The sequence below is a fragment of the Paraburkholderia fungorum genome, from assembly GCF_046026025.1.
GTDB lineage: Bacteria > Pseudomonadota > Gammaproteobacteria > Burkholderiales > Burkholderiaceae > Paraburkholderia > Paraburkholderia fungorum_E.
Genome location: NZ_JAQQFL010000028.1, coordinates 110,193 through 129,956, shown reverse-complemented (window position 1 = coordinate 129,956; position 19,764 = coordinate 110,193). Strand labels below are relative to the sequence as shown.

The 19,764-nt window shown below is 61.9% G+C and carries 16 protein-coding genes; 8 read left to right on the top strand and 8 right to left on the bottom strand.

The window, feature by feature from the left end; translation table 11 throughout:
* Positions 1–171: 171 nt before the first annotated feature.
* Positions 172–483, bottom strand: coding sequence for a hypothetical protein (locus PQR67_RS26975; protein ID WP_408465863.1), 312 nt, complete (start codon positions 481–483; stop codon positions 172–174).
* On the opposite strand from PQR67_RS26975, the gene PQR67_RS26970 reads away from it, so the two are divergent.
* From PQR67_RS26970 to PQR67_RS26955, 4 genes are all read left to right on the top strand, one after another.
* Positions 467–2,293, top strand: a complete 1,827-nt coding sequence (locus PQR67_RS26970; protein ID WP_408465861.1) for a sigma 54-interacting transcriptional regulator — start codon at positions 467–469, stop codon at positions 2,291–2,293. The genes PQR67_RS26975 and PQR67_RS26970 overlap by 17 nt on opposite strands.
* A 233-nt stretch (positions 2,294–2,526) precedes the next feature.
* Positions 2,527–3,573, top strand: coding sequence for a Rieske 2Fe-2S domain-containing protein (locus tag PQR67_RS26965; protein ID WP_408465859.1), 1,047 nt, complete (start codon positions 2,527–2,529; stop codon positions 3,571–3,573).
* 10 nt (positions 3,574–3,583) lie between these two features.
* A complete protein-coding gene (locus tag PQR67_RS26960) occupies positions 3,584–4,531 on the top strand; it encodes a PDR/VanB family oxidoreductase (RefSeq protein WP_408465857.1) in 948 nt (315 codons plus the stop codon).
* A 56-nt stretch (positions 4,532–4,587) separates the two neighbouring features.
* Positions 4,588–5,361 carry a GntR family transcriptional regulator gene (locus PQR67_RS26955; protein ID WP_408465855.1) on the top strand — a complete coding sequence of 258 codons (774 nt, stop codon included), beginning with the start codon at positions 4,588–4,590 and terminating at the stop codon, positions 5,359–5,361.
* 163 nt (positions 5,362–5,524) lie between these two features.
* Here PQR67_RS26955 and PQR67_RS26950 read toward each other — a convergent pair whose 3' ends face one another.
* Positions 5,525–6,442 carry a LysR family transcriptional regulator gene (locus PQR67_RS26950; protein WP_408465853.1) on the bottom strand — a complete coding sequence of 306 codons (918 nt, stop codon included), beginning with the start codon at positions 6,440–6,442 and terminating at the stop codon, positions 5,525–5,527.
* Positions 6,443–6,575: 133 nt separating this feature from the next.
* On the opposite strand from PQR67_RS26950, the gene PQR67_RS26945 reads away from it, so the two are divergent.
* The 4 genes from PQR67_RS26945 (at position 6,576) to PQR67_RS26930 (ending at position 12,297) form a co-directional block, all read left to right on the top strand.
* Complete coding sequence (locus PQR67_RS26945) at positions 6,576–8,168, top strand: carboxylesterase/lipase family protein (RefSeq protein WP_408465852.1); 1,593 nt, start codon at positions 6,576–6,578, stop codon at positions 8,166–8,168.
* Positions 8,169–8,230: 62 nt separating this feature from the next.
* On the top strand, positions 8,231–9,625 hold the full coding sequence (locus PQR67_RS26940; protein WP_408465850.1) for a M20/M25/M40 family metallo-hydrolase: 1,395 nt from the start codon (positions 8,231–8,233) through the stop codon (positions 9,623–9,625).
* Between the two features lie 35 nt (positions 9,626–9,660).
* Complete coding sequence (locus tag PQR67_RS26935; RefSeq protein ID WP_408465848.1) at positions 9,661–10,968, top strand: MFS transporter; 1,308 nt, start codon at positions 9,661–9,663, stop codon at positions 10,966–10,968.
* Between the two features lie 147 nt (positions 10,969–11,115).
* Entirely contained in the window at positions 11,116–12,297 is a 1,182-nt protein-coding gene (locus tag PQR67_RS26930; RefSeq protein WP_408465846.1) for a porin, read from the top strand.
* 138 nt (positions 12,298–12,435) lie between these two features.
* Here PQR67_RS26930 and PQR67_RS26925 read toward each other — a convergent pair whose 3' ends face one another.
* The 6 genes from PQR67_RS26925 to PQR67_RS26900 form a co-directional block, all read right to left on the bottom strand.
* The gene (locus tag PQR67_RS26925) at positions 12,436–13,542 is read right to left on the bottom strand and encodes a porin (RefSeq protein WP_408465844.1); all 1,107 of its coding nucleotides are present in this window, start codon (positions 13,540–13,542) and stop codon (positions 12,436–12,438) included.
* 203 nt (positions 13,543–13,745) lie between these two features.
* Positions 13,746–14,570, bottom strand: a complete 825-nt coding sequence (locus PQR67_RS26920; protein ID WP_408465842.1) for a sulfite exporter TauE/SafE family protein — start codon at positions 14,568–14,570, stop codon at positions 13,746–13,748.
* Entirely contained in the window at positions 14,567–15,820 is a 1,254-nt protein-coding gene (locus PQR67_RS26915; RefSeq protein WP_408465840.1) for an NAD(P)/FAD-dependent oxidoreductase, read from the bottom strand. Before PQR67_RS26915 ends, PQR67_RS26920 begins: the two co-directional genes overlap by 4 nt.
* Positions 15,821–15,867: 47 nt before the next feature.
* Entirely contained in the window at positions 15,868–16,728 is an 861-nt protein-coding gene (locus tag PQR67_RS26910; protein ID WP_408465838.1) for an MBL fold metallo-hydrolase, read from the bottom strand.
* Between the two features lie 40 nt (positions 16,729–16,768).
* Positions 16,769–18,412: an HAL/PAL/TAL family ammonia-lyase gene (locus PQR67_RS26905; RefSeq protein ID WP_408465836.1), complete on the bottom strand. Its 1,644-nt coding sequence runs from the start codon at positions 18,410–18,412 to the stop codon at positions 16,769–16,771.
* Entirely contained in the window at positions 18,406–19,764 is a 1,359-nt protein-coding gene (locus PQR67_RS26900) for an MFS transporter (RefSeq protein ID WP_408465834.1), read from the bottom strand. Before PQR67_RS26900 ends, PQR67_RS26905 begins: the two co-directional genes overlap by 7 nt.

The following is a 19,764-nucleotide window of genomic DNA, read 5'->3' as shown; positions in this document are numbered from 1 at the left end:
GCGGGTTCGATGACGTCGCGTGTCTCGCTAGCCGGGTACCAGGTGCCGTCCGTGCCGCCGAACAGGCGGCCGGTCCAGAGAGCGTGATCGATGAGCGGATTCGGCTGGGTGTCTGCCATGTTGTTTGTCTCCTTGGTTTGAATGGATGAGCGCGCTTGGCTTTGAGCCCGCTCACGTAGCGTTCTTTGCAATAGCCGTGCCATTGCCGTGGCGCGCGCTGCGTGGCTGTGCCGCTTGCAGGCGCTGAAGCGCCAGCGGGATGGCGCGAGCGGCAGCGACATCCAGCATCGACGTTGCGCTGACTGTCCGGCAGCGACATAGCCGGGACATCCTCAGCTTGCGCAAATGATAAAAGTTATATTCAATAATCAATATTGAATTTGATGATTTCATCAAATAACTAATTGACGATTCTCTCGCTGCATGTCGCATGTCTTTGACGCAAAGAGAAACGAAAGGAGACGGGATGTTCGATTCGATCACACGCCTGCACACTGATCCGGACAGAGTTTCGCTCGCCGATGCGGCGCGTCTGTCCGGTGCACTGATGAAGCCCGGCGACAGCGCTCATCTCGATGTGGGTGCAGCGCCGACGCTTGGCGACCTTGCCGAATGCCTGTTCTTCTCTCCCGGTGATGGGCGGATCTGGCTCAACGACCAGCGGATGCTGTTGCTGCACAGCGCATCGTTCGGCTCGCTGCGGCGCGAATTGATCGAATCTGTCGGCGCCGACCTCGCGCGTCGGCTGCTCACGCGGGCCGGCTATGCGTCCGGCACGCGCGACGCCGCGTTGGTCCGGCAACGCTGGCCCGCAGCCGACGGCGCGTCGCTGCTTGCTGCGGGCACGCGTCTTCACGCGCTGGAAGGCGTGGTAAAGGTCGAGCCGCTGCATTTTGCGTTCGACGCCGCGACCGGGCGCTACGACGGCGAATTTCTCTGGCATCACTCGTCCGAGGCGGATGAACATATCGCGGCCTACGGCGTCGGCAATGAGCCGGCTTGCTGGATGGAACTCGGCTACGCGATGGGCTATGTGACCGGCCTGACTGGAACGCTCGTGATTTTTCGCGAAGTCGAATGCCGGGCGATGGGCAGCGCGGTGTGTCGCGTGGTGGGGCGCAATGCGCAACGCTGGGACGACGTCGCGGACGATCTGCGGTATCTCGATGCGCCGGCCGCTGCGGTTGGCGCGGTGGCGCATCCCGACGCGCGAGATCATGCAACAAAGGGCCTGCAGATTCGACGCGCGGTCGAGCGGACAGAATCCACCGCGGACGACGGCCTGGTAGGACTCGCGGCGGCCTTTGTCGCAGCGCGCGATGCGATGGCGCGCGTAGCGCCAACCGACACCGCGGTGCTGCTGACTGGCGAGTCGGGCGTGGGCAAGGAATTGTTCGCAGCGACGCTGCACCGGCGCAGCCGCCGCGCGTCGGGTCCGTTCGTCGCCGTCAACTGTGCGGCGTTGCCGGACACGCTGGTCGAGGCCGAGCTGTTTGGTGTCGAGCGCGGTGCGTTCACCGGGGCGATGCAGTCGCGCGCGGGGCGTTTTGAGCGCGCCGCGGGCGGCACCTTGTTTCTCGATGAGATCGGCAGCCTGCCCTATGCCGCGCAGGGCAAGCTGCTGCGCGTGCTGCAGGAGCGCGAGGTGGAGCGGGTCGGTGGGACGCGTACGTTGCGGGTCGATGTCCGCGTAATCGCAGCGACCAATGTTGAGTTGCGCGAACAGGTCAAACGCGGCCGGTTTCGCGAGGATCTGTTTTACAGACTCAATGTCTTCCCGATCGTGATTCCACCTTTGCGCGAACGTCGCGACGACATTGCCTTGCTGATCGAGCGCTTCCTGTTGCAGTTCTGCCGCGAGCACGGCCGCACGACGCCAGGCCTCACGCCGCGCGCGCGGCGCACGCTGCTGAACTATGCGTTCCCTGGCAACATTCGCGAGCTGCGCAACATGGTCGAGCGCGGCGTGATTGCCGTCAACGACGGTGAGTCGATTGACCTCGCTCATCTGTTCCGTCATGAGCCGTTGCCGGTTGCCGAACTGTATTCCGTCGATCACGGCATGTTGCGAGCAGAGCGGACGGACGATGCCTTGGGCACTGTGATGCCGGTTGCCGCAGCGGGACCGCATGGACCCGCGCAGGCACCTATATCGATCGACGCGCTCGAGGCACGACTGCTTGCCGATGCGCTTACGCGCGCCGGTGGCAACGTCTCCGCAGCGGCGCGGCTTGTCGGCCTGACGCGCGCGCAGTTCGCTTACCGGATGGCGAAGCGGAGCGGCGGAAGCTGAGCTTGCCGGTGTGTTCGCTCGTCGTGCGTGTCAGCTTCGTGTTTACCCGCGAACTGCGGGGAAAGGTTAGACATTGCCACTTCACTGTATACAATAAGTATCCAAGACGTTCGATTTAGTGCCGCCCCGTTCAGTAGAGGTATTCGTTTTAGGCTATAAAAATAGCGATATTCTCGAATTGGCACCGCCGATCAGAAATCAATTCTTGGATGAATGTATACATTGGTGGAGACATGTTCCTGAAAAACACGTGGTACGTGGCGTGCACGCCCGATGAAATCGTCGGCCGGCCGCTCGGCCGACGAATCTGCAACGAGAGCATGGTGCTGTTTCGCGGACCAGATGGAGCGGTCGCCGCGCTCGAAGATTTCTGCCCGCACCGCGGCGCGCCCCTTTCGCTGGGTTTCATGCGCGACGGCCAGTTGGTCTGCGGTTATCACGGCCTGACGATGGGCGCGGAGGGCAAATGTAGCGGCATGCCCGGACAGCGGGTCGGCGGGTTTCCTTCGATTCGCCGCTTCCCCGCGGTCGAGCGTTACGGTTTCATCTGGGTATGGCCTGGCGATCCACTGCTTGCCGACCCGGCTAAAATCCATCACCTCGAATGGGCGGAAAACCCCGATTGGGCGCACGGCGGCGGCCTTTATCACATCGCCTGCGACTACCGTCTGATGATCGACAACCTGATGGACCTGACGCACGAGACCTACGTGCATGCATCGAGCATTGGCCAGGCGGAAATCGAGGAAGCCGCGCCGGAGACGAAGATCGAAGGCGATACGGTCGTGACACGCCGTTTCATGGAAAACATCATGCCGCCGCCGTTCTGGGCAGCAGCGCTGCGCGGCAACGGACTCGCGGATAACGTGCCGTGTGACCGCTGGCAGATCTGCCGCTTCACGCCGCCGAGCCACGTCATGATCGAGGTGGGCGTTGCACATGCGGGCAAGGGCGGTTATCACGCTGACGCGCAGCACAAGGCGTCGAGTATCGTCGTCGACTTCATCACGCCGGAGACCGATACGTCGATCTGGTACTTCTGGGGTATGGCGCGCAATTTCAATCCGCAAGACACTGCGCTCACGGAAACGATCCGGGAAGGTCAGGGAAAAATTTTCGCGGAAGATCTCGAGGTGCTCGAGGCGCAGCAGCGCAATCTGTTGGCGCATCCGGAGCGCACTCTGCTCAAGCTGAATATCGACGCCGGGGGTGTTCAGTCACGCCGGATCATCGAGCGGCTCATCGCGGGCGAGCGTCAGCCTGTCGCGGCTCTGACCTGAGGCCCACAGCATGCAAGTCAGAATCATCCGTAAATGCGACGTAGCCACCGACATCTGCGTGTTCGAACTGGCAAGACCCGACGGTTCGGCGTTGCCGGCCGGCTCGGCGGGTGCGCACATCGATGTCCGCATCGGCGATGGACTCGTGCGTCAGTATTCGCTGTGCAACCATCCTGACGATACCCACCGGTACATGATCGGCGTGTTGCGGGAAGTGAATTCGCGAGGCGGTTCGATCGCGATGCACGCGCTGACCGAGGGCAGTCTGCTGGAAATCAGCGAACCGAAGAATCACTTTCCGCTTGCGCAGGCGGCAAGCCATTCGCTGTTGCTGGCGGGCGGCATCGGCGTGACGCCGATTCTTGGTATGGCCGAGCATCTCGCGGCTTCGGGGGCGTCGTTCGAGATGCACTATTGCACGCGCGACCCGGCGCGCGCAGCGTTCCGTGAGCAACTGGCTGACGCGCGGTTTGGGGGCCGTGTTCATCTATACTTCGACAGCGGGCTTGCGGACGAACGCGTGAACCTGCAAGCGTTATTGGCCGCGCCTGACGTGGGCAAGCATCTGTATGTGTGCGGCCCCTCCGGGTTTATAGGCGCGGTGCTGGACACGGCTATCGCAGCGGGCTGGGATCAACGTAACCTGCATCGCGAGTACTTCGCCGCGGCGTCGCAGCCCGAGGCCGCGAGCGACGACTTTCAGGTCAAGCTGGCCAGCAGTGGGCAGGTGATCGACGTCAAGGGTGACCAAAGCGTCCTCGCGGCCTTGACAGCGGCCGGCGTCGATATACCGACCTCGTGCGAGCAGGGTGTATGCGGCACCTGCATGACGCGCGTGCTGGCAGGGCAGCCTGACCATCGCGACGTCTATCTGACCGACGAGGAACGCGCCGCGAACGATTGCTTTCTGCCGTGCTGTTCGCGTTCGAAATCACCCATGCTGGTGCTGGACCTGTGACGGCAGGGCGCCGCAAAGACGTCGTAAAAGCTGTGATTATTTCTGGAGTACAACGCGTGGAGCAAAACGATCAGACACAACTCGACGCGAGCGCATCGAGTTCCGCGTCGCAAACGGTGAAGGCGCAGTTGGGTCTGCGTGAACTGATTCTTGCGGGCGAGCTGACGCCGGGGTCGCGCATCACTGAATTGTGGGTAGTCGACAGACTGGGTGTGTCCCGCACGCCCGTGCGGGCGGCGTTGATGCGCTTGCAGGACGAAGGCCTGCTCGATCCGTTGCCGTCGGGCGGCTATGCAGTGCGGTCGTTTACGGCGGCCGAAATCTATGACGCGATCGAGTTGCGGGGCACCCTTGAAGGACTGGCGGCGCGGCTTGCGGCCGAGCGTGGGGTCGATCCGTCCTTGATGGCGTTGCTGCACGACTGTGTGGCGCGGATCGATGAAGTCCTCGAAGACGCAGACCTGTCGGAGCAGAAGTTCTCGCAATACGTCGAACTCAATGAACGCTTTCACCGCCTGCTGGCTTCGGCGTGCGGCAGTAGCGTCGTCGAGAAGCAATTGTCCAAAGCAATGGCCTTGCCGTTTGCGTCGCCGAGCGGGTTTGTCAAGGTGCAGGCGGTTGCGCCTGATGCACACAACGTCCTGATCGTGGCCCAGGCCCAACATCGTGCGGTACTCGAAGCAATCGAACGCCGCGAGGGGGCGCGCGCCGAAGCGCTTATGCGTGAGCATGCCCGGATCGCGCATCGTAATCTGCAGAATGCGCTGAAGAACCAGCAGGCACTCACTCAACTGTTCGGTGGCAATCTGATCCGGCAGTGGGCGCGCTAAGCGCTATGAGGGGGCGCTCAAGATACTGAGTAGCCCTGCTCAACGGTTACTGCCCGTTCGGCCTTGTCACGCTCTAGCGTGACGGACTCTATTCCGCAGCCACTTCCGAGTTTCCTTAATCTGGCATCTCGTGACAGACTTTATTCTCTCGGATCATGCCGCCTCAACTCGCATTCCTTATCTTCTGAGCGACCAACTGCGTGCAGAACACCCGAACCTTTTCGAGCACGGGTGACTGAGTCCGCCCAGCCAGGGTGACGAAGGCATACGGCGCGTCGATGTCGAGCGGACGGTCGAGCTTGATTGACACAATCTCGCCTTTTTCAAGCCATGCTCGCGCCGTACCCAATGCGCCGAGAAAAATGGCGTCGGTGGCGTTCACTGCTTCGATCAGGGCGGTCGTGGAGTCGGCCGACGCCCGCAATAGCCGGGCCGCGTGAGCCGACGGACCGAATTGCTCCACCAGGGTGCGCGTCGCCTCGTCGCTGAGCATGGTGGAGACAACGGGGAAATTAAGAATTTCGTCGAAGCCGACCTTGCGGCGGCGCGCCAATGGATGCCCGCGCCGGCACATGAATCCCGATTGCGCGGTACCGATCAGATCGAGGTGGAGATCGTCATGAGGTCGCACCGCGCGTGAATGCACCAGCAGTGCGTCGAGTGTCCGCTCGCGCAGTGCGGCGAGTTGTATCTCCGGACTGGCTGTCGAAAGATGCACGTCGACCCGTGGATAGTGGCTCAGCATGTAAGTGAGCAAAGGCCCCGCGAACATGGCACTCGGCGCATATCCCAGCCCCAGGCGGATCTGGCCGCCCTCGCCCTGACTCAACAGATCGGCCGTGCGTTTGAGATCGACGGTTTCCGACACGATCCGGCGCGCCTTTTCCGCCACCGCCACGCCAAACGGCGTCAATTCATTGCGCTTACCAATCCGGTCGATCAGACGCGCGCCCAGATCCTGCTCGAGCATCTGGATGCTGCGGCTCAACGCAGGTTGCGTCAGGTGCACGAGTTCGGACGCACGGCTGAACGAGCCTGTGTCCGCGACCGCCAGAAAATGCATGAGGTGATGCAGGTTCATGTGCTGCAAGTCTCCTTCGACAACCATGTATCAGATAATGTAATCATAATGAGAAAAACAATGCATTGGACACATGGTTTTCGGATTTTTACTCTCTGGGTCACGTTGAAACGACGAGCCACAAGGAGGAGACATGAAAATCAGACGCTTCAGAACGGTCATCGCCCTATTGGCGGTGCATTCGCTGGTGGCATGCGGAGGCGGTTCGTCTGGCGGCATTCAACCGTCGGCTGTGGCGACGAAACAAGGCCCGGTCACCGGGACCGCAAACGGCAACGTGATGGCCTATCTGGGCATACCGTACGCCCAACCACCCGTAGGCGCGCTGCGGTGGCGTCCTCCGCAACCCACGGTGCAGCGTAGCGGCACGTTCAGCGCCACGGCATATGGAAAAGCCTGTCCGCAGTCCGTCGCGAACAACGACATCACGGCGGATCAGATGTCGGAGGATTGCCTCTACCTCAATGTTCAGAAGCCCGTTTCAGCCACGCCTGGAAGCAAGCTGCCTGTACTCGTCTATATCCACGGTGGCGCGTTCGTGCAGGGCTCCGGTGCGCAGGTGGACGGTTCGACCATCGCGAACCAGGGCAACCTGGTCTACGCGTCGTTCAATTACCGGCTGGGCGCCCTGGGTTATCTGGCCAACGCGGCGCTGCAGGCGAATACTCAGGACCCGAACCTCGGCAATTTTGCCGTGCTCGATCAACAGGCCGCGCTTCAATGGGTGCACGACAATATCGCAGCGTTCGGCGGGGACCCGGACAACGTGACGATCTGGGGACTGTCGGCTGGCGCGACGTCGACCTTCACGCTGCTCGAATCACCGGCATCGAAGGGACTATTCAATAAGGCGGTGATGGAGAGCGGCGGTGGCGGCCCTTATTCCAACCTCCAGCCCAGCGCCGCCGCGACACAAGGCAACACGCTGATCGCCGCCACGGGGTGCTCGAGCGCGTCGGACGTCGTGGCCTGTTTGCGCGCGCAATCCGCGACCGATATCGTCGCGGCCCAGGCGTCGGGTAAATGGCGTCCCACCGTGGACGGCCACGTCGTCACCCAGGTGCCTTCGCTCGCGTTTGCCGCGGGCACCTTCAACCGCGTGCCAGTGATGATCGGCGGTGTGTACGACGAAGGAACCCTGTTCGTTCCGCCAACCCTGCCGGCCGCGGCTTATCTTCCTGCGTTGGCCTCCCTTGCGCCGCCCGGCTATGACATGACGCAGATCGACGCCGCGTATCCGCTCGCCAACTATGCCGTCCCGGCTCAGGGTTTTGCGCGCGCGATGGGGGATGCCATGTATGGATGCGGCAACAGTTCGCGCCGTGACGAGATATCGGCCTGGGTGTCTGTGTACGGTTGGGAATTCACCGACCCCGCGCTTTCGTTCCCCAGCAATCCAACGAGCTTCTATTCAGGTTCGCAGCACGGACTCGATGCGACGTACTGGTTCGGTCCCACGGATGTCAGCACCGCCAGCACGAATCCGGCGATGCAGGCACTCGGCGAAAAGATGAAGACGTATCTCGCCAACTTCGCGCGCTACGGCGATCCGAACGGCAATAAGAGCGATGCCACGTTACCCAATTGGCCGCGTTACGCGGGCCCGAATGACCGCTCGATGGTGGAGCTGACGATACCGTCGATCACCGCATCGAACACGGCGTTCGAGACGTCGCACAAATGCAGCACGCTGTGGGGCAAAGGCGTATTCCCCGCGATCTACTGAACTTGCAGTATCACCGCGGGAACAGCGAAGCACGCCCGCGGGCACATCAACCGGACGAACCCATGATTCAAAACGTAATCGACTATCTGAGCGCCGACCACGCCGGCATACTTTCCCGGCTCGACGCCTTACTGCGGATTCCCAGCGTCAGCGCCGATCCGACCTTCGCGCCTCATATGCGTGACGCCCGAACTTTTCTTCTTTCGCGCTTGCGGGAGATGGGACTCGCGAATGTGCGCGAACTGGACGGGGGCGGCGAGCCGGCCGTGTTCGGTGAATGGCTCGGGGCGCCCGGTAAGCCCACGGTGTTGATCTACGGTCATTACGACGTGCAACCCGCCGAACCTGGCGACGTGTGGCGCACTCCGCCATTCGAGCCCACGCACGAGAACGGCCGCATCTATGCGCGCGGGGCGTCGGACGTCAAGGGTTCGACCACGGTTGCATTGGAAGTGATCGCGGCGTTTCTCGCCGTGTCCGGCGCGTGTCCGGTGAACGTGAAAGTTTTCCTGGAAGGCGAGGAAGAAACCGGCAGCCCCTCATTGAACACCATCATCGAACGTCATCGCGAATTGCTGTCTGTGGATGCGATATTGTCTGCGGATGGCGGTCGCGCCAGCGCGGTTTTTCCCACCATCAACACGGGAGCACGCGGGAGCGGTCAACTGGAATTTCGCCTTCGGACCGCAGGCAAGGATCTCCATTCGGGACGGTATGGCGGTTGCGTGCGCAATGCGTTGCACGAAATGGCGTCTCTCGTCGCGTCGTTGCACCGGCCCGATGGCACGGTTGCGGTGCCGGGCTTTTATGCCGGCGCTTGCGAGCCAGATGCGCGTGAGAAGGCCGACACGGCAGCGTTTCCGTTCGACGCGAACGCTTTCTTCGCTGAAGTTGGTGCAAACCATCATGGAGAGCCGGGTTACAGCGTGCGCGAGCAGATCACGCTGCGGCCCGCACTGGACATCAATGGCATGTGGGGTGGCTATACCGGGCTCGGCGGGAAGACGATCATTCCGCACACGGCGAGCGCAAAACTCACCGTGCGCATTGTCGAGGGGCAAACTTCGGAACAGGTGCTGCGTGCGATCGTGCAGCATCTGCTTGCCGCATGCCCCGAAGATGTCGAACTGGAGATAGTCAGCCAATTCAACGGCGCGCCTGCTTCGACCCTGGCGGAAAGTCATCCGCTTGTTCAGGCGGCGCGAGCAGTGTTGCACCGCGAATATGACCGGGACCCGGTGCATGTGCGTCTCGGCGCGAGCGTGCCGATCACGGCTGTATTCAAGGCGATGTTAGGTGTCGATACACTGATGTTCGGCTACAACCTGCCCGACGAGGACGTGCACGCGCCGAATGAATTCTTCCGCCTGAGCTCGATCGAGGAGGGCACGCGTGGATGGGCCCTGCTGCTCGACGAACTGGGCCGCTTTCCGGTGGAAGCCTTCAACAAGCCATGACTCGACTCGCTCGTCGCTCCGACCAGGGGATATCAATGCAAAATCGAACAACCCATATACCGGCCTATAAGCCGGCTGCTACGTCACGAACGAATCTGCTGGTTGCGACCACCATCGGTAATGCGCTGGAGTTTTTCGACTTTACGGTATTCGGCTTCTTTGCGATCGTGATCGGCAAGAACTTCTTCTCGCCGCTGAATGAGCAGGGGCAGTTGCTGCTATCGGCCATGACGTTCGGTGTCGGCTTTCTGATCCGCCCATTGGGCGGCGTGCTGATTGGCATCTATGCGGACCGTGCCGGACGTCGGTCCGCGATGACACTGACGTTGTCCCTGATGGCGCTGGGCGCGTGTATGGTCGGCCTCGCGCCGACCTATGCGGAGATCGGCATCGCAGCGCCGTGCATCATGATCGTGGCGCGGCTGATCCAGGGCTTCTCGGCGGGCGGCGAAGTCGGTCCCTCCCTCGTCGTGTTGCTGGAGCACGCGCCTTCCGGATCGCGCGCGTGGTACACGAGCTGGCAACTCGCGAGTCAGGGCATTGGGATCGCCCTCGGCGCGGCCTTTGCAACGGGGCTTTCATACGCGCTGCCGCATGACGCACTTTACGACTGGGGATGGCGAATTCCGTTTCTCTGCGGCGCCGCGATTTTGCCGGCCGGCGTGCTGATTCGCCGGCGTCTCAGTGAGCTCGAGCCGGCGACGGAGCCCGCCGGCCAACGCGCACCGCGTCGTCCGTTGAGCACCCTGCTAAGCGGCCACGGCAGAAACATGCTTGGCGGCATTCTTCTGCTGATGGGCGGCACCATCACCGCATATATGGTGATTTTCTTTATCCCCACTTATGCCGTCCACGCGTTGAAGCTCGGAGAAACGGGATCGTATGCGTGCGCGCTCACCTGCGGTGTTCTCCTCGCGGTGCTGTCGCCGTTGGCGGGAAAGATCGCGGATGCCGCGGGACGCACGCTTCCAATCGTCGTGGGCCGCGTGATCCTGATCGCAAGCCTTTACCCGGCCTATGCGTGGCTCAGCAACGCACCGAGCCTGTCGCGCCTGTTCGTGGTGATCGTGGTGCTGATCATTCCGTACACGCTTCAGGGTTCGCCTTCGGTGACGCTGATCCCCGAGCTGTTTCCGAAGTCGATCCGGGTCACCGCCACCGGCACGGTCTACAGCGTCGCCGTCGCCGTGTTTGGCGGGCTGACGCAACCGGTGGCGCTCTGGTTGACCGACTTCACCGGCAACCGGTTTGCCCCCGCCATAGCGATCACGGCAGGCATCCTGCTGTCCACGCTCTCGCTGCTGATCATCCGGCCGTGCGCCGAGGAACCCGTGAGCGGCTGAGCGCCCGGCCCCGCGTTCCCACGCTCCCACGCCGTGACGGATGCCGGGATCGCGATCCTTCGATCAATCTGAATTTGTTAGCGCTACACCGCCGTGTCCCCGTCGGGGACACGCGGATGAACACGTCCTTAAAAAATGGAGATCCACTTGAACAAGAAAAGTCTGGTTTTGGTTCTGGCCGCAGCGTTGCCGGTAGTCGCCCATGCACAGGGATCGGTCACGCTCTATGGTGTGATCGACGAAGGTATCAATTACCAGTCCAATGCGGCAGGAAAAGCGCTTTACAACCTGTCGAGCGGGGTCATTCAAGGCAGCCGCTGGGGTTTGAAGGGCAGGGAGGATCTGGGCGGAGGGCTTGCCGCTATCTTCGTGCTGGAAAACGGTTTCGACATCAATACCGGTGCATTGGGGCAAGGCGGCCGGATGTTCGGCAGACAGGCTTACGTGGGGCTGTCGTCGAACCGGTACGGCACGTTGATGCTGGGACGGCAGTACGATCCGTTGGTGACCTCGCTGGGTGAATTTGCTGTCGGCGACCAATGGGGCGGGTACATCACAGCTCACCCGGGCGACCTCGACAATTTCAACAATACGGTCCGCACCAATAACGCGATCAAGTACGCCAGTACCAACCTTGGCGGATTTTCGTTCAGCGGGATGTATGCGCCGGGTGGCGTGGCCGGTTCGGTGACCAGCAATCAGGTCTGGTCGGTCGGCGCCGATTACGTGCAAGGTCCGATCCGTCTCGGCGCCGCCTACCTGAATGCACGCACGCCAAACGCGGGATTTTTCAGCAACAGCAGTGCCACCGCAATCACGCCGGCCACTGTTGCGCTGAGTTCTCCCGTGACGACCGGCTTCATCTCCGCTCACAGCTACAGTGTGGCGGCCGCAGCCGGTGCCTATGCGTTTGGCCGCGCAACGGTCGGCGTAACGTATTCGAACATTCGCTATGCCGGTCTCGGCGATGTTTCGAGCGGGGCGAACCCGCACGGGTATTCAGGCACGGCCGTGTTCAACAACGTCGAGGCGAACGCGAGCTTTCAGCTAACTCCCGCGTTGCTGCTGGGCGCAGCCTACGACTATACGAACGGCGGCAGTGTTTCGACGCCAAACGGCGAAAAACCGGCCGCTACCTATCATCAGTTGTCGGCGGGGGCTGATTACTCTCTCTCGAAGCGCACGGATTTGTACGTCATCGCGGTTTACCAGAAAGCGGCGGGCGTCGATTCGCGCGATGTCACCGCGGTCGCCGCGGTCAACCTGCTCACGCCGTCGAGCAACAATCATGCAGCGGCTGTGCGCGTGGGGATTCGGCACAAGTTCTGATCGACGGCTGTGCATGGCGGTCGAGTCCGGGAACATAAATCTCGGCGGTCGTCTTCGGCCGCAAACCGTCCTCTTACCCGTGCGACCATCGTCACCGTTTGGCGATGGTCGCAAGCAATTCCGCTTGACCTGTCGCGCTCAGAATACGCTGCGAATTCCGAGGCGTCCCACCGCCTGCTTCTGATTCCCCGACGGATTAAATCCGGCAATCTGCGCAACCTGCGCATCCCCCGCGGCTTTCTGGAATACACCCAGCACATACACCGATGTCCGCTTCGAGAGCGCATATTCGGCAGTCAGATTGAACTGGTTGTATTTGGGCTGCGCGCCGGTGGCATGGTCGCGACCTGTGGTGTAGGTATAGCCTGCGCCGATGGTGATCGCCGGTGTGGGATTGAACAGACCCGATAGCTCGTAGTTCTGGAACGTTGCATCATGCCCGGAACTGCCTTGCTGGAAAATCGTGTTGGTGAAATCCGCGAGCACACGCACGGATGTCAGCACCTGATACGCCACGCCCACGCCGAACACCTTCTGCGCTCTCGCGGCGGCCAGGAAGTCACCATAAACCGCGTTCGTGAAACCCGGATAATTCTGATAACCCTGCGTCGACACACCCGGATCGTTGATACGCAAATAACCGACACCTGCGCTGACCGGGCCCATCACATAGGTCGCCCCGGCGCTGTACGTGGTGTTGTCGGAAAACTTCCCGGCAATACCGCCTGGCGCATAGAGTCCACCGAACGTCAGCCCGCCGATGGTCGGGCTGCGATACTTGATCGCGTTCGAGATGGGGAACCCGTTATCGGTGTTATCCATATCGTTCGGATGCGCGAAGTAATAGCCGCCGATATTGCCGTTCAGCGTATAAGGCTCGACGAAATCCACGATCGAATCCCACTGGCGTCCGAACGTTACCGTGCCTGCTTGCTGGCTTTGCAGCCCCACATAGGCATTACGCGAAAACGCGAGACCGCTGCCAAGGCGCCCGGAGTTGAGGTCGAAACCGCTTTCGAGCCGGAAAATCGTGGCAAGGCCGCCGCCCAGATCTTCGGTGCCGCGCACGCCCCAACGACTACCCGCCGTCACGCCCGAAGCAAGCTGCACCAGATGACTGCCCTGTACGTTGCTGACCACGTCGACGCCGTCTTCCACGATCCCGTATAACGTGACCGAACTCTGTGCATGTACCGGCGACGCGGCGACCACGATCGGAATAATCGCTGCAAGTTTTTTTATCATATAAACGCCTGATCTAGAAGGTTGGGGATGGATCGATTTTTAGAAAAATGAACCTGATACGACAATGACCAGCAAGCGGGCGCCCTGGCTGCGGAATTTCAGCCACCTGATACTTTAAGCGTGGCCCGGTGTATTCGCTTATTGTTATTTCGGATAACTATATTTATATAATTCAGAAAGTTTATTATTTTCACCTCGGGCGATCAGATGTGATTCAACGCCACCCTGGCAACCAGCCCACACGCAATCAACCCGGCGATCACTGCAAAACCCTGCTGCAACTTCGGGCCGCTCAAACGCCTGGCGAACGCGCGTCCAACCAGCATGGCGCACACCGCGCCCGCCGCGAACGGAATGGCAATCGGCCAGTCCATATGCCTCTGCAGCGCAGACGACACCACACCGGTCATGGAAACGAGTGCGATAACCCCGAGCGAAGACGCCACAATGGTCTGCATGGGCAGATCGGTCGATCGCTTCAGCGCGGGCACGATCACGAAGCCGCCGCCCACGCCCAATAATCCCGACAGAAAACCCGCCACCGCTCCCCACATTGTCAACACGCGTGCGCAGGGCAGCGTCCAGACCAGGCGGCCGCATGCGGTATCGAGGCGGCAAGGCACGAATTGCGACGAAGAAGAAGCACCATGCGATCCACCGGCCCGCCGATACATCTGCACCGCGACATAGGCGAGCACGCCGGCGAACAACACCGTCAGCGGCGTGTTCGGCACATGCCGCGCCGCCCACAATCCCGCCGGGGTCATCACCATCCCGGCGGCCGCAATCAAGCCCGCCGCGCGATATCTGACGATGCCCGCCCTCAGCCCGAGGAACGCTCCAAGCATGGCGGACGACGCCACCGCGAGCAGGCCGATGGGCGCCGCCTCGATCACGGAAAGCTGTAAACCGAACATCAGCAGTGGCACGGCAATGATCGCGCCGCCCGCTCCAGTCAGCGCAAGCGTGGCGCCGACACATGCGCCAAGCGCGCTGCTCGTCAACGTGACGAATGGCAGTGCGCTCATGCTTGCGGCTTCGTCGAACCGGCGAGCCATTCGCGGCCCTTCAACATGCCGTTCCAGTAGAGCCACGGAAGGACGCCGGTTTTCAGATGCCACGCCAAAGCACGTGGCACCGTCGGGTCGAGCGGAAAGGTCGGCAGCAACTTGCCGCCGTAGCCGAACTCCGCCAGAACAACCTTACCCTTCTCGACCGTCAACGGACACGCGCCGTATCCGTCATAACGCGCGGGTAGAGGCTTGGCATCCATCATGGCCAGCAGGTTGTCCGCAACGACCACAATCTGTTTGCGAACGGCCGCGGCCGTTTTGGCGTTGGGCGCCGAACAGGCATCGCCGAGTGCGAAAACGTCCGGATAGCGCGGGTGTACAAGCGTGGCATGATCGACTTCGCACCAGCCTGCTTTGTCCGCGAGCTCGCTATTGCTGACCACCGCCGGCGGAAGTTGAGGCGGCACGACGTGCAGCATGTCGAACGGCTTCTCGATACGAACAACGCTGCCGGCCTCATCTTTCACGCTGAACGTTGCGATTCGGCGAGCACCGTCGACACTTACCAGGTTCGAGCCGAACGCCAGCGAAGCTTTGTAGCGCTCCACATATTTCATCAACGACGGGACAAAAGCCGCAACCCCGAACAGCACGTCCCCGGCAAGATTGAATTCGACGTCGATCTGACCGAGCACGTGCTCCTTGAGCCAATGGTCGCAAGACAGGTAGAGCGCCTTTTGGGGCGCGCCCGCACATTTGATCGGCATGGCCGGCTGCGTGAAGATCGCTTTGCCGCTTTTTAGCTCACTGACAAGCTTCCAGGTGTACGGCGCAAGATCGAATCGATAGTTCGACGTCACACCGTTCTTGCCCAGCGTTTCTTCGAGACCTTCGATTTTTTCCCATGCGAGCCGCAAGCCGGGACAGACAATCAGGCTGCGATAGCCGACAGCGCGGCCATCCGCGAGCCGGACACAATGCTGCTCCGGTTCGATTGCGCTGGCACTCGCCTGTATCCAGTGCGCCTGCTGAGGCACCACGGACGACATGGGCCGCACCGTGTCGTCGATGTTGAACGCGCCGCCGCCAACCAGGGTCCACGCGGGCTGATAAGAGTGGCGCTCGGCTGGTTCGACGATCGCGATACGCAAGCCGGGCCGACGGCGCAGCAGGCTCGCTGTCACGCCAATGCCCGCGGCGCCGCCGCCGATCACCACGACGTCGTAGATTTCCGTGTTACGTGAAGATGCTGCACTTGTACTCATCGCGATACCTATGCTTCCAGATTGGTTTTCGCTAACTGCTGGCCGCTTCAAAACGCATTGAGCGGAAGCTTCAGATAGCGCACACCGTTTTCTTCGGCCGGCGGAAAAATGCCCGCACGGATGTTCAGTTGAATGGACGGGATGATCAACGCCGGCTGGCCGAGCGTTGCATCGCGCGCATTGCGCATGGCGACAAATTCGCCGCGCGTGATGCCATCGCGGACATGGATGTTCGCCGCCCGCTGCTCGGCCACGGTGGTTTCCCACCGCGCTTCACGGCCGTTCGGCGGATAGTCGTGACAGGCGAACAGACGCGTCTGCAATGGCAAGCCCAACAGTTTGCCAATCGATTCGTACAGCGTGCAAGCATCACCGCCTGGAAAATCGCAACGCGCCGTGCCGACGTCGGGCATAAACAACGTGTCACCCATGAATGCCATACCCTCGAACACATAGGCCACATCGGCTGGCGTGTGACCGGGCACGTGCATCACACGGCCGGTCAACGCGCCGACCTGAAAGACTTCACCGTCGACGAACAGATGGTCGAAGGGCGCAGACCCCGGTTGCGCAGACGGTTCGAGATTGAAAATCCGTTCGAACACGCTCTGCACCGAACCGATGTGTTCACCAATCGCGATCGCGCCGCCCAGCTTTCCCCGCAGATACGCCGCTGCCGAAATGTGATCGGCATGGGCATGCGTCTCAAGGAGCCACTGCACCTGCAGGTTCTGCTCGGCCACGAAGCGGATAACGCGATCCGCGGAGCGGGTCGAGATCCGGCCGGACTGCGGTTCATAGTCGAGCACCGCGTCGATGATCGCGCAGGCGGAGCCCGTGGCTTCGTACACCACGTAGGTCACGGTCGACGTCTGCGGATCGTGAAATGCTTCAACGCACGGCGTCATGGTGGGCTCCGGGATAGGCAATCGATCGTCTGCGCGCGCGTCAGCCGGGATAGGCATGCAGCAACGCGGCAGCCGCGCGGAAATCCGGCGTGAGCGGCCGGTCGCGATCGAGGAACGCAACCTTGCCGCGCAGCGCGGTATACAGAGCCGCAGTAGCCGGGGAGAGCGTGAAGTCCGGTTGCTGTTGCCGGCGCAGATCGACGGCCTGTCCCGCGTGGATTAACTCGATACCCAGCAGCGTGTAGCTGTTGTCGATCTGTTGTTGCACGCGCTCGACCACACGCGGCGCATTGGTTGCAATGTCCTCGATGTCGCCGGCCACAGGCAGGTAGTCCATCGAAATGGGCATCGCGAGTTCCTTGTTCGCTTCGGCCAGCGCCACCGGCGGCTTTTCCATTGCGCCGAACGCATGCACGGTCTGCTCCGTGCCGAGGAAGCGCGACAGGCCGCTGCGTTGCGGGTCGTTCAGCTTCATGATGCGCTGGGCCGACGCCAACGAGTTATGCCCAAGCACGAGCCCAAGCTCTTCGAACGACAGCACCCACGGCAGCGGCTCGAAGTTGGCGCTCGGCAGCACGGCACCTGTTACACCGTTCGCATCCACATAGCCACGACGGTCCTGCCAGCGCGCGGAGTGCCCCTTGGCGCCCACGGCGACGCCAGGATTGTCGTCGGACGAGTTGAGCTGGATGTTCAGCAACGCCTGCGCCCCCGCGTAGGCACGCGCTTCTTCACCGAGCAGATAGACACCGTCCCGATAACTCAACGGATCCTGCAGCGCACGCTTGTCATCACGATTCCAGATGCTGCTGCCGGCCAGCAGCGTGCGCAGTTCCTCACCGGTGCGTACGGTATAGGGGAATGGGCGCAATGCGAGCGTGTCCTGCAGGAACGGCGATACATTGCCGTTGAATGCTTGCAGGCTCAATGCGTAGACCAGTTTGGAAATCTTCAGCAGGTGGCCCATATCGTTGAGCGCGAGCGCGGCCATGCCGGCGGAATAGGCGTTCGAACTGAGAATCGCGAGCGCGTCCTTGCCGTAGGGTTTGATCGGCTTGATGCCGGCCGCGTTGAGCGCTTCCGCCGCCGGAATCTTGCGACCCTGATAGTAGACGTCGCCCTCGCCGAGCATCGCCAGGCCCACGTGGCTCAGAATGGTGATGTCGGCCTCGCCCAACGAGCCGCCTGACGGCATGGCCGGCGTGACGCCGCGATTCAGGAACTGCACATAGGTGTCGACGATGCTGGTCTGCACGCCGGCGCCACCGTCGAGCATCGCGTTCAGGCGGGCAGCCATTGCCGCGCGCGCCGTACGTACGTCCATGTCGGGACCGATGCTGCCCGAATGCGCGTGAATCAGGCCGACGTTGAAGCGCCCCGACGCGTCGATGATCTCCTGCGTCAGTTTTCCTTTGGCGTCGACCATCGAGCGGTCTTTGTTCTCCCCGACACCGGTGGTCAACCCATAGATCTGCTGGCCGGCCTGTGGGGCCTCGAGCAGCACGGCGTGCGCGGCTTCAACGCGCTTCATCGCAACCGGCGCGATGCTGACGGCTTCGCCATCGGCAATACCGGCGATGATCTCCGGCGTGGCCGAACGCCCGTCGAGCACGACGTCTGCCAATGAGAGCGGCGCATGTATCAGGGTGGCGACGATCATCGCGCAGCGAATTGGTCTCAGCATGATTCGATATCCTTATTTATTTGAAATTTAACCTGGCGAGGCAGGCAGGCAATGGAAATCAACGCGACAACGCTTGCAGCCATGACGTACCAGGCGGGTGCGAACGCATTCCCCGTGCGTTCGGTTAGCCACGTCAGGATGGCGGGGGCAAAGCCGCCGAAAATGGTGACCGCCGCGTTATAGGAAAGCGACATGCCGGTGGAGCGCACGCGGGTGGGAAACAGCTCGGACAGCGCTGACGGCGCGACGCCGGTGAACAACGCGACCATCACGCAGAACACCACCTGGACCACGATCAGCGCGCCCAGCGTGTGGGTCGCCTGCAACCACGCAAGCAGCGGATAAACGCCGACCAGCATCAGCGTGGCGCCCCACGTCAGCACAGTGCGCCGGCCGAAGCGGTCGGACCATGCGCCGGCATAGACGCACGCGACCGCCATGAAGCAATTACCGATCAACGCTGCGAGGAAGGCTTGCTGCCCGGGGAAATGCAAGGTTCGCTGCACGTAGATGGGCATGAAGATAATCAGCACATACACGCACACCGCCCACAACACCGAGAAGCCAAAACCGCTCGCGAGCGCTTTCGGATGATCGCGCACCACTTGCAGCAGCGGTGTTTTAGCCGCCTGGTGCGTGCGATGCCGGCGATCCATTTCGGCTTCGAACTGTGGCGTCTCGTGAAGTGTTTTGCGCAGCCACAAGCCGACCGGCGCGATGGCGAGGCCAAGAATGAACGGCACGCGCCAACCCCATTCGCCAACCTGCTCGCGGGTCAACAGCAGCGTGACGGCCGTCGCCACCAACGCCCCGAGAATGTTCGAGATCGCCATGCTCGCTTGCAACCAGGACGCGTACTTACCCTTCTTGTCCGGCGGCGCGTGCTCGATCAGGAACGCCGCGGCACCGCCGACTTCGCCGCCGGCAGAGAACCCTTGCAGCATGCGTCCGCAGACGATCAGCAACGGCGCGCCGAAGCCAATCGCGGTATAGGGCGGGGCGAACGCGATGATTGCGGTGCCCAGCGCCATGACCAGAATGGTGACGCTCAGCGCGGCCTTGCGGCCCGCACGGTCGCCATAGACGCCCAGCACCAGCGCGCCCAGCGGACGCACCACGAAGCCGAGACCGAAAGCCAGGAACGCTTCCAGCAGTTCGGCGCCGGCGTCGCCACGGCTAAAGAAGTTTTGCGCGATATACACCGCAAAGAACGCGTAGACCGAAAAGTCGTACCACTCCAGCGCATTGCCGATGGAGGCCGCCAGTACCGCGCGGCGCCCCGTCTTCAGCGTGCTGGGCGTGGGCGGAACCCCGGCGGCGTTGGTTGCCGCGACGTGACTCGTATTGGACAT

What these genes read in the sequence shown, in the direction of transcription:
- PQR67_RS26965 (WP_408465859.1), top strand. Translation starts at nt 2,527, where the DNA reads ATGTTCCTGAAAAACACGTGGTACGTGGCGTGCACGCCCGATGAAATC.
- PQR67_RS26925 (WP_408465844.1), bottom strand. Translation starts at nt 13,542, where the DNA reads ATGATAAAAAAACTTGCAGCGATTATTCCGATCGTGGTCGCCGCGTCG.
- PQR67_RS26960 (WP_408465857.1), top strand. Translation starts at nt 3,584, where the DNA reads ATGCAAGTCAGAATCATCCGTAAATGCGACGTAGCCACCGACATCTGC.
- PQR67_RS26920 (WP_408465842.1), bottom strand. Translation starts at nt 14,570, where the DNA reads ATGAGCGCACTGCCATTCGTCACGTTGACGAGCAGCGCGCTTGGCGCA.
- PQR67_RS26900 (WP_408465834.1), bottom strand. Translation starts at nt 19,764, where the DNA reads ATGTCCAATACGAGTCACGTCGCGGCAACCAACGCCGCCGGGGTTCCG.
- PQR67_RS26915 (WP_408465840.1), bottom strand. Translation starts at nt 15,820, where the DNA reads ATGAGTACAAGTGCAGCATCTTCACGTAACACGGAAATCTACGACGTC.
- PQR67_RS26970 (WP_408465861.1), top strand. Translation starts at nt 467, where the DNA reads ATGTTCGATTCGATCACACGCCTGCACACTGATCCGGACAGAGTTTCG.
- PQR67_RS26950 (WP_408465853.1), bottom strand. Translation starts at nt 6,442, where the DNA reads ATGAACCTGCATCACCTCATGCATTTTCTGGCGGTCGCGGACACAGGC.
- PQR67_RS26940 (WP_408465850.1), top strand. Translation starts at nt 8,231, where the DNA reads ATGATTCAAAACGTAATCGACTATCTGAGCGCCGACCACGCCGGCATA.
- PQR67_RS26945 (WP_408465852.1), top strand. Translation starts at nt 6,576, where the DNA reads ATGAAAATCAGACGCTTCAGAACGGTCATCGCCCTATTGGCGGTGCAT.
- PQR67_RS26935 (WP_408465848.1), top strand. Translation starts at nt 9,661, where the DNA reads ATGCAAAATCGAACAACCCATATACCGGCCTATAAGCCGGCTGCTACG.
- PQR67_RS26905 (WP_408465836.1), bottom strand. Translation starts at nt 18,412, where the DNA reads ATGCTGAGACCAATTCGCTGCGCGATGATCGTCGCCACCCTGATACAT.
- PQR67_RS26910 (WP_408465838.1), bottom strand. Translation starts at nt 16,728, where the DNA reads ATGACGCCGTGCGTTGAAGCATTTCACGATCCGCAGACGTCGACCGTG.